The sequence below is a fragment of the Dyella sp. genome (assembly GCF_036746095.1).
In the GTDB taxonomy this organism is placed as follows: Bacteria; Pseudomonadota; Gammaproteobacteria; order Xanthomonadales; family Rhodanobacteraceae; genus Dyella_B.
On the sequence record NZ_DAIOEU010000031.1, the window covers coordinates 16,615 to 29,521 of the forward strand.

12 protein-coding genes are annotated in these 12,907 nt (G+C 61.8%); 6 read left to right on the plus strand and 6 right to left on the minus strand.

Annotated elements, in window-relative coordinates; all coding sequences use genetic code 11:
• Positions 1 to 65: 65 nt before the first annotated feature.
• Positions 66 to 929 (minus strand): LysR family transcriptional regulator, encoded by an 864-nt coding sequence (locus V7M64_RS13215; RefSeq protein ID WP_333679665.1) that lies wholly within the window; start codon positions 927 to 929, stop codon positions 66 to 68.
• 109 nt (positions 930 to 1,038) lie between these two features.
• Here V7M64_RS13215 and V7M64_RS13220 point away from each other — a divergent pair, with 109 nt between their 5' ends.
• From V7M64_RS13220 to hemC, 4 genes are read left to right on the plus strand one after another with little or no spacing between them, the layout of a single operon-like run.
• On the plus strand, positions 1,039 to 1,704 hold the full coding sequence (locus V7M64_RS13220) for an alpha/beta hydrolase (protein WP_333679667.1): 666 nt from the start codon (positions 1,039 to 1,041) through the stop codon (positions 1,702 to 1,704).
• Between the two features lie 32 nt (positions 1,705 to 1,736).
• On the plus strand, positions 1,737 to 2,798 hold the full coding sequence (locus V7M64_RS13225; RefSeq protein WP_333679668.1) for a histidine kinase: 1,062 nt from the start codon (positions 1,737 to 1,739) through the stop codon (positions 2,796 to 2,798).
• On the plus strand, positions 2,779 to 3,483 hold the full coding sequence (locus tag V7M64_RS13230) for a LytTR family DNA-binding domain-containing protein (protein WP_333679669.1): 705 nt from the start codon (positions 2,779 to 2,781) through the stop codon (positions 3,481 to 3,483). Before V7M64_RS13225 ends, V7M64_RS13230 begins: the two co-directional genes overlap by 20 nt.
• A gap of 43 nt (positions 3,484 to 3,526) precedes the next feature.
• A complete protein-coding gene (hemC, locus tag V7M64_RS13235; RefSeq protein WP_333679671.1) occupies positions 3,527 to 4,444 on the plus strand; it encodes a hydroxymethylbilane synthase in 918 nt (305 codons plus the stop codon).
• A gap of 51 nt (positions 4,445 to 4,495) precedes the next feature.
• Here the strand turns inward: hemC and V7M64_RS13240 are convergent, their stop codons facing one another.
• The 3 genes from V7M64_RS13240 to V7M64_RS13250 all read right to left on the minus strand — a co-directional run bounded on the left by V7M64_RS13240 (position 4,496) and on the right by V7M64_RS13250 (position 9,390).
• Positions 4,496 to 7,381: a TonB-dependent receptor gene (locus V7M64_RS13240; protein WP_333679672.1), complete on the minus strand. Its 2,886-nt coding sequence runs from the start codon at positions 7,379 to 7,381 to the stop codon at positions 4,496 to 4,498.
• A gap of 245 nt (positions 7,382 to 7,626) precedes the next feature.
• On the minus strand, positions 7,627 to 8,439 hold the full coding sequence (locus tag V7M64_RS13245; RefSeq protein WP_333679674.1) for a DUF481 domain-containing protein: 813 nt from the start codon (positions 8,437 to 8,439) through the stop codon (positions 7,627 to 7,629).
• An 87-nt stretch (positions 8,440 to 8,526) separates the two neighbouring features.
• On the minus strand, positions 8,527 to 9,390 hold the full coding sequence (locus V7M64_RS13250; RefSeq protein ID WP_333679675.1) for a hypothetical protein: 864 nt from the start codon (positions 9,388 to 9,390) through the stop codon (positions 8,527 to 8,529).
• Between the two features lie 253 nt (positions 9,391 to 9,643).
• Between V7M64_RS13250 and V7M64_RS13255 the strand changes: the two genes are divergently transcribed.
• A complete protein-coding gene (locus V7M64_RS13255) occupies positions 9,644 to 10,615 on the plus strand; it encodes a YafY family protein (protein ID WP_333679676.1) in 972 nt (323 codons plus the stop codon).
• Positions 10,616 to 10,639: 24 nt separating this feature from the next.
• Positions 10,640 to 11,581, plus strand: coding sequence for a patatin-like phospholipase family protein (locus V7M64_RS13260; protein ID WP_333679677.1), 942 nt, complete (start codon positions 10,640 to 10,642; stop codon positions 11,579 to 11,581).
• Between the two features lie 15 nt (positions 11,582 to 11,596).
• On the opposite strand, the gene V7M64_RS13265 is transcribed toward V7M64_RS13260, so the two are convergent.
• Together V7M64_RS13265 and V7M64_RS13270 are read right to left on the minus strand one after the other, a co-directional pair.
• Positions 11,597 to 11,965, minus strand: coding sequence for a DUF488 domain-containing protein (locus V7M64_RS13265; protein WP_333679678.1), 369 nt, complete (start codon positions 11,963 to 11,965; stop codon positions 11,597 to 11,599).
• Positions 11,966 to 12,113: 148 nt separating this feature from the next.
• Positions 12,114 to 12,830: a glycosyltransferase gene (locus V7M64_RS13270; RefSeq protein WP_333679679.1), complete on the minus strand. Its 717-nt coding sequence runs from the start codon at positions 12,828 to 12,830 to the stop codon at positions 12,114 to 12,116.
• Positions 12,831 to 12,907: the final 77 nt, after the last annotated feature.

Here is a 12,907-nt window from a genome sequence, read left to right on the forward strand (position 1 = left end):
GGGGAGAACGCCAGCATGCGCAACACGTCATGGCTAAAACACTGACGAACGTGCACTGCAGCCGTTCAATTCTGTTCGGAGGTTTCGCCCAATAAACGTCCGGCGATATCCGCCATCGCACGCAGGCGATCCATGCGGCGAAGGTCCTGGTGATAGCCCATCCAGATATCGCGGCTGGGCGGTGCTTCGCCCAGATTCACTCGTCGCAGGCCTGGCACCTGCTCCCCGATAGGCTGTGGCAACACGGCCAGGCCCATGCCGCGAGCACAGAGCCGTGCCTGCATTTCGCGGCTGTTGGTGGTGAACACGATGCGTGCTTTCGGCAGTCGCTGTTGCAGCCAGACGACATCGGGGTAGTGATAGTAACTTGTATCCATCAGCAGCAGGTTCGTATTGGCACCATCGCTCGCCGGATCATCGGCATCATACGCGGCATAAACCGCATAACCGATGCGCATCAGGCGACGCTGAACGATGTCGGCCTCGGCGAACGGTACGACGCGGAAGACGAGATCAGCCTCGCGGCGCGACAAATCAAACAGGCGCGTACCGGCTATCAATTCCGGCGTAACGCGCGGGTACCGCTCCACCAATTCCTGCAGTACCGGCGGCAACACATAAGCGGCAAACCATTCGGCGGCTGATATGCGTAGCACACCTTCGGGATGATCGCTTTCACCGGCAAGACGCCGCTGCATGGCCCACGCGCTGGTTTCCATGTCTTCGGCAAGCTTGAGCACGCCCTCGCCGGCGTCAGTCAGTACCACGCCATCGTTATGCCGCTGGAACAAAGTCTGGCCGGTGGCCGCTTCCAATGCTCGCAATCGGCGACCCACCGTAGGGTGGCTGATGCCAAGCATGCGTGCCGCGCCACCCAGCGATTGGCTGCGCGCCACCGCAAGGAAGATCCGAACGTCGCTCCATTCCATGTGCCTGTGCCTCGCCGCAGAACAAGCCGGGCAATGTGCGTCAAGCACGCAAGGAGTGCAATGGCAGCTGCTACGATGCGGCTCTGCTTACCTGTGCCTTCATGTGCTTATGACCCTGCTCCCCACCGTCGAAAACGAAACCGCCGCCAACCCCGTCTACAGCATCATCTGGCTGCATGGTCTAGGCGCGGACGGCCATGACTTCGCGCCGATCGTGCCGGAGCTGGTCTCGCCCGACTGGCCGGCCCTGCGCTTCGTATTTCCGCATGCACCGGTGCGGTCGGTGACGATCAACAACGGCATGGCGATGCGTGCGTGGTACGACATCTATAGCTTCGAGCCGGGCGCGCCGCAAGATGAAACGGGCACGCGCGAAGCCATCAAGCAGGTGGAGGCGTTGATCGCTCGCGAGCATGAGCGCGGCGTGCCGAGCGAACGCATTCTGCTGGCGGGCTTTTCGCAGGGCGGTGCAATTGCCCTGGCAACCGGCCTGCGTCATGCGCAGAAACTGGCGGGCATCGTGGCGCTGTCCACCTATCTGCCGATCGCCCATACGCTGGCGGGCGAACGTAGCGCCGCCAATGCCCACATACCGATTTTCTGGGGACACGGCACGTTCGATCCGGTGGTGGTGCTGCAGCGAGGCGTCGACTCGCGTGCCGCACTGGAAACACTGGGCTATCAGGTGGACTGGCATACCTACCCGATGCCGCACTCGGTCCATCCGCAGGAGATCGCCGACCTGCGCCGCTGGATCGGCGAACGCCTGCGCTGAAAAACAGCGAGCCATGCGGGCATACTGCGCGCATGCCGGGGACGACCAGCAAACCTTCTTCACAGCCGCACAGCCCGCTGCCGGACTTCTGCAGCCTGCCGGTGATCTCGGCGCTGCTGGTGGTGGGCGCGCTGTGCGTGACGCTGGCATGGCTGGCGCCGCAGAGCACGCGCGGCTGGCGTGGCTACAGCGTGGGCATGCTGTTCGTGGAGTGGGTGGGCATGGTGATCGGCGTGGCGCTGTGCAAGCTGCGTCCCTGGCTGCTGCGCCTGCCCGGCCTGCTGCCATATGCGGGCGTGTGGCTGGTGATGGTGTCGATCGTGGTGCTGGGCAGCGTGATGGCGCAGTGGATGGATACGATGCTGGAGATGCAGTTGATACCGGCTGGCTCCAACACATTCGTGCGCGATAACGGCTTGATCGCCGCCCTGCTCGGCGCGGCCATGCTGCGCTATTTCTACGTGCTGGCCGAATGGCAGGCGCGGCTCGCCGCCGTCGCGCACGCCAGGGTTGAAGCCTTGCAGGCGCGCATTCGCCCGCACTTTCTGTTCAACAGCATGAATACGGTGGCGGCGCTGGTGCGCGTGGATCCGGAAGCGGCCGAACGTACGGTGGAAGATCTTTCCGAACTGTTCCGTGCCGCTCTGGGCCAGGACGATACGCACAGCGGCACGCTGGGTGAAGAGCTGCATCTGGTGGATCGTTATCTCGACATCGAACAACTGCGCCTGGGTGAACGCTTGCGCGTGCGGCGTGAGCTGGATGATCTGCCAAGGGATGCATTGATGCCGGTGCTGTTGCTGCAGCCATTGGTGGAGAACGCGGTGCGCCACGGCGTGCAGCCGCTGCGTGAAGGCGGCGAGATCGTGCTGCGCGGTGTGCGTGCGGGCGCCATGATGCGCATCGAGATCGACAATCCGCTCGCCGAAACACCGTCTGTTGGCGGCAGCGGGCACGGCTTGAACAACGTGCGCCAGCGCGTGGCTTATCATTTCGGACCACGGGCGAGCCTGGAGGCGGGACCGCAAGGGAATCGTTTTGTAGTGACGTTGCAGCTTCCCATCGAGATGCATCATGCGCGTACTGATCGTTGACGACGAACCACTCGCACGAGCGCGCATGGACGCGCTGCTGAAAGAGTGCGCGGACGTGGACGTGGTCGGCAGCGTGGCCGACGGCGAAGCCGCGCTGGCGGCGATTTCCGAAAAGCAGCCGGACCTGCTGCTGCTCGACATCAACATGCCCGGCCTGGATGGCAAGGCACTGGCCGCGCGCTTGGCCAACCGCACGCGTCCGCAGGTGGTGTTCTGCACCGCTTATGAAGCACACGCCGTGCATGCGTTCGAATTGGGCGCCGCCGATTATCTGTTGAAGCCCGTGCGCGTGGAGCGGCTGCGCGATGCGCTACGGCGCGTGCGCCAGCGGCTGGAATCGCAGCCGCGCGAGCCGGTGGGTTGGCTGCATGCGCGCGTACGTGGTGAGCCCATCCGCATTGCGCTGGACGACGTGATCTGCCTGGTGGCGGAAGAGAAATACGTGGTGGCGCATCGCGCGGGCGATCAGTTGCTGCTCGATGATTCGCTACGGCAGCTTGAGGAAACCTATCCCGAACATCTGATTCGCCTGCATCGCAATTGCCTGGTGCCGGCCAATCGCCTGGTGGGGCTGAAGACACTGGCCGATGGCCGGGTGCTGGCGCGGCTGGCTGGTACGGATTTCAGTCCGGAAGTCAGCCGCCGCAATTTGCCGACCTTGCGCAAGCTGCTGCGTGTGGGTTGACGAGTGCGCGACAATAACGACTGCCACCCTTTCCGGAGCTGTCATGTCGCCTTCCCTGCTACGCATCGCCACCCGCAAGAGCGCGCTTGCCCTGTGGCAGGCCGAGCACGTGGCAACCTTGTTGCGCGGGGCGCATCCTGGTCTACGTGTGGAATTGGTGCCGTTGTCTACACGCGGCGACGAGATTCTGGACAAGCCGCTGGCGACGATCGGCGGCAAGGGTTTGTTTCTCAAGGAACTGGAAGTGGCCATGCTGGAAGGCCGCGCGGATCTGGCCGTGCATTCGCTGAAAGATGTGCCGGCGGAATTGGAACCCGGTTTTACCCTGCCCGCCATCCTGCCGCGCGCCGATGCGGCGGACGCTTTCGTCAGCAATCACTACGCTGACGTCACTGCGCTGCCGCTCGGTGCGCGCGTAGGCACCTCATCCTTGCGTCGCCAAGCACAGTTGCGCGCGGTGCGGCCCGATCTGGAACTGCTCGATCTGCGCGGCAACGTCGGTACGCGTGTGCAGAAGCTGGATGCTGGCCATTACGACGCGATCGTTCTCGCCTGCGCCGGGCTGGAACGCTTAGGCATGCACGATCGCATCCGTAGCCGCATGGCCGCACCCAATTGGTTGCCAGCACCAGGACAGGCGGCCATTGCGATCGAAGCGCGCGCGGATCAGCTCGATGTATTGGAAACGCTTGCGGTACTGGATGACGCCGATACACGCTTGGCTGTCACCGCCGAGCGCGCAATGAATCAAGCGCTGGGCGGAAGCTGCACGGTGCCGGTGGGTGCGTGGTGCACGGTGACCGAGCGCGGCTTGCATTTGCGCGGCATGGTGGGGGATGTGTCGAGTGGGCGTCTCTTGCTTGCGGAAGCAACGGGTAGCGGCGATGACGCGGTGGTGCTTGGCAAGGAGGTGGCGCAAGCCCTGTTCGCACAAGGCGCAGGCACGCTGCTTGCACATTAAAAAAACGGGCCAGCTGGCCCGTTTTTTTCGAACATCGCGCGGATAAAGCACTCAGAACTTCTGGCTGTATTGCACGTAGAAGTAGCGATCGATATCGAATTGCGGATTGAGCGGTGGGCTACCCGAACCTGCAAAAGAAACGTTGTAGTAGAACGGACTCTTCTTGTTGAAGATGTTGTTCACGCCGACGGAAAGAGTGCCATTCCATGATGTTTTGTAACGGAATTGCGCATCATTGAAAGCCACCGAGCCTTTTTGCGCCATGCCTTGGCCTGCATACACCGGATTGGTGTAGTTCGGATTGCCGCATTCGGTGTCGGCGTCCCAGCAACTGTCCTTGAGTCCGGAGAAATAGCGCACAGTCCATCCCGCACCGAATTGCTTGTATTGCCAATCAACTTGCAGGTTGGAACGCAGGCGATACAAGGCTTGTGTACCGTTCATCCAGCCAGCCATGTTTGAGGGCTGCGTGCCAGGCCCGTTGCTTTGCTGATACTTGCTTAGATAATTGCCATCCAGTCCAACACGGAATTGACCGAATGGTGTGGCCGGCAAGCGGTAATGAATGCCAAAGTCAAAACCGGCGGTACTGATCGCATCGAGATTAACCGGACCTTCGTAAAGCTGCACGATTTGACCGGTGCTATCGCGCGTAATGTTTGCGCAATAGCTACTGATGCTCTGGCCGTAGCAATAGCTCAAGACCTGATTGGCATCCAGGTAGGTGATGGCTTGCTTCAGGCGGATGTCGTAGTAGTCCAGGGTGAAGTCCAGGCCATCGACATAGTGCGGACTGTAGACCAAGCCTAGCGTACGGGTGCTGGAGGTTTCCGGCTTCAGGGTCGGGTTGGAAACCGATGTGAACGGAATCGGCGTTTGACCGCCATTGGGGCCTACGGCCTGACCCGCTTGGTTGATCTGGCGATAACCCGTCGGCACGCCGGCAGCCGCACACGCAGATGCTACGCCGGACGTGCTGGCGGCTGTGCCATAGATGCTGTCGCAGGGATCGAGGAAGCTTTCGAAGCTTTGCGCGCTGCCCGCGTAGAGATCCTGCAATGCCGGTGCACGGAAACCTTTGGCATACGTGCCACGCACCAGTAGCTCTTCAATCGGGCGCCAGCGAATGCTGTACTTGTTGTTGGTGGTGCTGCCGAAGCTGCTGTAGTGCGAGTAGCGACTGGCAAGGTTGATGCCGAGTTCTTGCGCGCCTGGCAAATCCCGCAACAGTGGAACATCCACCTCCAAGTAGGCCTCGTTTACGTTGTAACGGCCCTTGGTGGGATCGCTCGCAAGGTTGGTGGTGAGGCCTGCCGAGTCAGGACCGTAGGGGCGGAAATACCCCTTTTCGCGACGATGTTCCAAACCGCCCGCGATGTTCACCGTTCCGCCCGGTAGATCGAAGAGACCGCCGCCCGCGTTCACGGATACGTCGTCCGTCTGACTTTGCTGGCGCGCGATGCTGACCGAATTGAGGTAATCCCACTGCGAGGACGAGGTAAAGCCGGGGCCTGCCAGCACATTCCAGGGGGTACAGCCGGCAGCGCGTGCTGTTGCGTCGGCGCAGACAGGTTGCCCGTCCAACATCGTCGTGGGACCGATCGCATTCAACACGTTGGGCAGATACAGATTGCCCGTCGTGATCTGGCGAACATTCGTCTGCGAGAAGGTGTAGTTGGCGTCCCAGCTCCAGTCGTGGTCGAGGAAAGTGAAGTAGCCCTGCGCACCGACGTCCAGGTGCGCCAGCCGGGAATTTGCCCAAGTAATGCGCGGCAACTCGACAGTGCGTCGCGCGAACTGAGTTTCGTAACCCGGGAATGGGTTGTACGCGTTGTTCGGATCGATAACCAGATTGGCAGTGGGAACGCCTGATGTGGAGAGCGGATAGCCCGCCAGCTGACTGGATGTATCGCGCGTGCTGTACGTGGCGTTGCCGGTCAGGGTGATGCTGTCAGTGAGTTTGTAGCGCTCTTGTACGGCCAGCGTTTTCAGCTTGCTGCCAGCGCGGAATGTCATGATCTGGTTGGCGTTGTACAGGTCGCCCGGATTGCCGTCGTAAAAGTGATAGTTGTCGAGATTGCCAGTGTTCGCGCTTCCGTGATTGACCACGTACTGGTTCGGTGTCCACTGTCCTTGCTCGTTATATTTGCCGGCTCCTTGTGTGCCAGGCGCGCGCGGATCAGTCACGCGACCCCACGGACCGGTGCCTAAGCCGTCGTCGGGATGGCGCGGTCCGTAGGCATAACGGGTGATGTCACGCGTGCGATCCCACATCGGCGATTCATCCTGGTATGACGCGCTGATGATGGTGGATGATTTTTCAGTGTTGTATCCCCAGGTGAAATCGGCGTTTTTCTGCTGGCCGTCGCCCTTTTGATTTGAACCGTAGTACACGTTGGCTTCGGCGCCATCGAACTTTTCGCGCGTGACGATATTGACCACGCCGGCGATCGCATCAGAGCCGTACACTGAGGAGGCGCCATCTTTGAGCACGTCGATGCGTTCGACCATCGAAACCGGAATGGTGGAGATGTCCGTATAACCACCCAAGCTGGTGCTCCAGCGGTGGCCGTTCACCAGTACAAGGGTGCGCGTTGCGCCCAGATAGCGAATATCAACGTAGCGGCCACCTACATCCATGCCGCTGCCCAACGTGTCTTGCGGTGTGATGTCGGGCGTACCCGCCGAAGGCAGGCGCGCAAGGATGTCGTTGAGGTTGGTCAAACCCGATTCTTTGATCGCCTGCCGATCGATGGTGAACACCGGCTGCGAGGTTTCCACGTCCACACTGCGAATATGCGAGCCAGTGACGGTGATGGCCTGCAGCGTTTTGGATTTGGTTTCGCCGCTTTCTGCTTGCGAGGCATCTTGTGCGTGGACCGCACTCATGAGCAACGCTGCGGCAATCGCCGTCGCGATTCGTGTCTTATGTTTCATGTAACCATCCCTCTGCGCCCGTGCCGAATCGCGTCGCGATCGGACGGCTTTACGAAAATTTGATGTGCGCGCAGTGTTCGGGATATGACGCCGATGCTGTAGCAGGCATCGGCCTGAGGGCGGGTATTCCAACGCTGACAGCGGTGCGAGGGATCGACGCCATCAAAGCAAGGACAGGCACAAAACAAAACCCTCCGTGCTTGAACACGGAGGGTCGACAGGTACGGCGGGATCGCCGCGAATGATCAGAGGTTGTAGACGATATTGGTCGTCGTCAGCGTATCGGTGCGGCGAATGCCTGGCAGCACGTCGCTGTTGTGGCGTACCTGGAAGCCCACCTTGATCGAGAGCTTCTTGGTCATGCTGACGGCAAGGCCTGCATCGTTCTGCAGGTAGGTGTTCTTGCTGCCGGCTTCCATCAGGAACGTATCGTCGAAAGCCGTGTTTTCGGTGAGTCGGTATTTGTAGTTCACCAGGCCGCGCGCCACCACCTGGCTCTGGCGCGGTTCCTTCAGCGGTACGGCTACACCGTTGATGGTCTGGGTGCCGGTGGCCGGCTGGTATTCCGTGTAACCGGGGCCGATTTCGAAGGAGAGCTGGGTGCGGTCGGTCTTCAACGCCATGTAGCCATAGCCGAGCGAGACCGTGCCTTGCCAGCGGTAAGCGGCGAAATCATCGTGGTCATAACGGCCGGCGGCCACGATGTAGCTGCGCGGGTCGAGCTTGTAGCCGGCCGATGCGCCAAGGTCGTAGCGGTCCGCGGTGGTGTCGAATTGCTTGACCGCGTTGCCCTGCGCGTTGGTGACGGTAACCTGGCCCTTGGAGCGCAGCCAGTCAGCGAAGAAGCTGTTCTTCCACTGGTCGGTTTCCTGGGCCAGGTTCAGTTTTGCGTTCACGTTCTGCGAACGGGAGTTGCCGGTGGTGGAGGCGAAGCCCAGTTCACCCGAACCGGTCCAGGTGCCGGTGCTTGTCTGGGTGCCGGAGGACGTGTCCTGGGCGTGGGCGGTGAACGTGGCCAAGGCGGCGAGCGCCAGGCCGGTCATCAGCAGGTTTTTCATCGCTGGATCGTCCAATGTTAAAAAGCTGTTGGGGACAGGCCACTTTAGCGGCGCGGCTTGAATGCTTTGTGAATATTTAGAGCGATCTTAATGACTCGCCGATGTCAGCCCTGATGACCTGGCCTGTAGGCGGGCAATGGCAAAGCGTGTCAGCGCGAAGTCATAGAGCCACAGCTCCAGGCTTTTGCCGACGATATAGGCCGCCCCCGCGACGGGCGTCAGCCAGCGGCCTGCCGGCAGCACCGGGACTACCAGCAGGCTGAGGCAGGGGATGGCGCAGATCAGCACGGCGGCCAGGAAGCGGCGTGCTTGCAATCCTTGCTGGGAACGCTCTCGGCGTTCGCCAAGGCTGGAGGCGCGCAGGGAATGCCAGCCCACCCCATCGACCAGCCCCAGCAGCATGGCCAGCAGCAGCAAGCCGATCGCCCACGGCAGCGAGGCTTTGGAGGTGTGCGGCAAATCCGCCTGGAAGGCCAGGCAGACCCAAAGCCACAGGCCGCCGCCGTAGCAGGCCGAAAGCACGCGGCTGATCGGTAGCTGCACGGCGACGCCGGCCTGGTCGGCCAGCCGGCGCGTGCGATAGCCGTAAGCACTGGTGATCAGGCAAACCAGGCTGCCCGATGCGAGCACCAGGCTGATACTGCGCGTGGCCCAGAAATCATCGGTGCCGCGTACCAGGCCAGCCAGGCCGAGCATGGGCAGGTAGGTAGCCAGGGCCAGCACGGCTTCGCGGGTGGGTCGCTGCGGGCGCCCGATCTGCCAGCCATGCCACTCCGAAAGCGTGCGCAGGCGCAGGCAGGCAGCGACCAGGCCGGCGCTGACGAAAACGCAACCCAGCGCCAGCGGCACCAGGGCATCGCCCCGCCCGGGACTGTAAATGCCAAGGGCCAGCGCCAAACCGAGCAGCATCCACAGCCCATAGCCGCACAAGGCCAGGACTTCCAGGAGCATAGGCGCCAGCCCCACGGGTAGGGTTGCCGGGTCGCCATCGACCGACTGCATTGGATTGGGGCGTGTAGCCATGTGGACCGGGGAAAGTCCTAAGGAGCTTCTGATCTCTTCCTACGTACCCGTCGCCGCACTGTATGCGCGTCTTCTGGACCTCATGCCGGATCTGTAGGAAGAGATCAAAGGTTACCTAACGCTTGCGGGCGTCACTTAGCATCTCCATGCTACACAAAACCCTCCCCTGCCGAACGCCGACATGGATCGCTACGAGCGCATTCTCACCCTGCACCGTCTATTGAAGTCGGCCCACTATCCGGTGCCGCTGCCGCGGCTGATGGACGAGCTGGATTGTTCACGTGCCACGCTTTACCGCGATATCGCCTTCCTGCGCGATGCGCTGGGTGCACCGATCGAGAGCGCGGGCGGCGAACATGCCGCGTTCCGTTATGAAGCCACCGAAGGGCAGCGTTTCGAACTGCCGGGGCTGTGGCTCACCTCGGATGAACTGGCAGCCCTGCTCGCCTTGAACGAGCTGATCGGGCGCAGCGGGCCCGGCGTGCTCGCCGGCGCATTGGCGCCGTTCAAGGCGCGCATCGAGCATCTGCTCTCTGATCGTGCCAGCGGCAAGGCCTTGCCGGTGGAACGCATCCGGGTAATTCCGTGGGGCGAGCGCAAGCTGGATCAGCAGGTGTTCCGCATTACCGCCGGCGCGGTGCTGGATCGCAAGCAGTTGCGCTTCGTTTATCGCGCGCGCACCACCAACAATGAAAGCAAGCGCACGGTGTCGCCGCAACGTCTGACGCATTACCGCGACAACTGGTATCTGGATGCCTGGGATCACGACCGCGAAGCGCTGCGCAGCTTCGCGGTCGATCGCATTGCCGAACCGCATGCGCTGGAAGCGGCGGCCAATGACGTCGCCGAAAACGAACTCAACGATCTGCTCGCTTCCAGCTACGGCATCTTCGCCGGCAAACCCAAAGCGTGGGCCACCATCCGTTTCTCTGCGCATGCCGCGCGCTGGGTGGCGGATGAGCATTGGCATTCGCAGCAGAAGGGCACGTGGCTGCCCGATGGTCGCTACGAGTTGCAGCTGCCGTATTCCAATTCGCGCGAATTGCTGATGGACGTGCTGAAATACGGGCCGGATGCGGAGATCGCCGCGCCCCTGCCGCTGCGCGAGGAAATGAAGATCATGCTGCAGCTCGCACTGACCGGCTATCAATAAGCCCTTTTATCGTCACCACGACTCATGCCATCCACCGAGATTCAATTGCAGGTTGGCAAGGACGACACATCGCGCAAGCCCACCGTCGCGCTGGCGCTGGGCGCGGGCGGTGCCAAAGGGCTGGCGCATATCGGCGCCATCGAGGAACTCGAAAAGCAGGGTTTCGAGATCGTCGCCATCGCCGGCTGTTCGATGGGCGCGCTGATCGGCGGCATCCATGCAGCAGGCAAGCTGCCGATTTACCGCGATTGGGTGTGCTCCCTCGACAAGTTCGACATCTTGAAACTGGTGGACTGGTCGTTTTCGTTTGCCGGCGGCGGCTTGATCAAGGGCGAGAAGATCATCGGCACCATGCTGGAGCTGATCGGCGACGTGCAGATTGAAGACTTGCCGATCGCCTTTACCGCCGTCGCCACGGATATTGAACGCGAGCGCGAGGTTTGGCTCACGCGCGGCTCGCTGTTCGATGCCGTGCGCGCTTCGATTGCCATCCCCACGCTGTTCCGCCCGCAGCTGATCGATGGACGCGTACTGGTCGACGGCGGCTTGCTCAATCCGGTACCGGTCACGCCGTTGATTCGCGAACCGGCGGACTACGTGATTGCCGTCAGCATCGACGGGCCGGCCGAGGCGAATCTGCCGGTCGAAATGTCGGCGCATGAAACCAGGGGCAGGAGCGGACTCAGTCGCCTGCTGGAAAAGCTGCTGCCGGGCAGCGACGCCAAGGCCCTCGCGCCCGGCAAGGCGCATGAACTGGGCGCGCTGGAGCTGTTGGGCCAATCGATGGATTTGATGCAGGCCAATCTTTCGCGTTTGCGCCTGGCGGCCTATCAACCGGATTTGCTGGTGCAACTGCCGCGCAATGTGTCCAGCGTGTATGCCTTTCATCGCGCGCGGAACTTGGTCGAGTCCGGGCGCGAAAAGATGCGCACGTCATTGGAAGCGTGGCAACCGCGTTCGCGATGAGCACGCGCCCCGGCATCAACCCAGGCCGTTCGCCTTCATCCAGTTGTCCAGGTACATCTTCAACGCAACCGCCTGGTTGTGTTCTTCATCCTTCGCACCGAACAGCAGCGTGACGCGATGACGCTCGGCGCGCGTGATCAGCGGCTGCCAGAACGACTTGTGTTTATCGAGCTCGCTGGCGTAGCGATGGCGGAAGGCTTCCCAGCATGCGGGATCGTGGCCGAACCACTTTCGCAGCGCCGTGCTGGGAGCCAGTTCCTTCGCCCAGATATCCAGCGCTGCATCTTCCTTCTTCAAGCCGCGCGGCCAGATGCGATCCACCAGCACGCGATAGCCATCCGATTTGGCGACAGGTTCGTAGACACGTTTGACAGCGATGCTCACAGACGGCCTCCTGGCGGGTACGACGTCCGCCAAGCATACGCCCCGGTCATTCAAACGATGTGAGCGGGTTCCAAGAGCCTGTTTGATGTCTCAGCATGGCCCGAAGTAGTTACGCGCGGCCGCATGGTGGCTGCTCCGGGGCCAGGCCCTAGAGTTCTTCGATACGGGTGACTTTGGCCCTTCGCATGAGCCATGCGACACCGCGCAAATCCGCGATACCGACCCACAAGCGATCGAGCATGCCGTACTTGGATTTGCCGGCCGTGCGCGGGCGATGCCCCACTGGCACGCTCTGGCTGCTGAAGCCAGCGCGCTTGACCAGGGCCGGCAGGTAACGATGCATGTGGTCGAAGTAGGGCAAGCGCAGGAATATCTCGCGCTCGAACAGCTTGAGGCCGCAGCCGGTATCCGGCGTAGCGTCACGCAGCATGCGCGAACGCACAGCATTGGCGATCTTGGAGGAGATGCGCTTGTTGAAGCTGTCGCGACGCGTGGTACGCCAACCAGCGAGCAACTTCACATCTGCCGGTGCCGAATCGCGCGCGGCCAGCAGTTTGGGAATATCAGCCGGATCGTTCTGGCCGTCGCCATCGAGCGTCGCCACCCACGGCGAACGTGCGGCATGCACGCCATTCCACACCGCCGTGCTCTGCCCGCTGCGCGTCACGTGATGCAGCACGCGCAGTTCCGGATAACTGGCCTTCTGCGCCTGCAACACTGCACGACTGTCGTCGCTGGAATCGTCGTCGACGTAGACGACCTCGAAGTCCACGTGACCGCGCAGGGCGGTGGCGATTTCGGCGAGCAGCGAGGGAATGTTGTCGCGTTCGTTGAAGACGGGCACGACGACGGAGAGTTGCGGCATGAAGTAAGGCCTTTTAATGCGTAAACGGTATTGACGAGCGCCATGCTTTTGCTCGTCATTCCGGCGCAGGCCGGAAT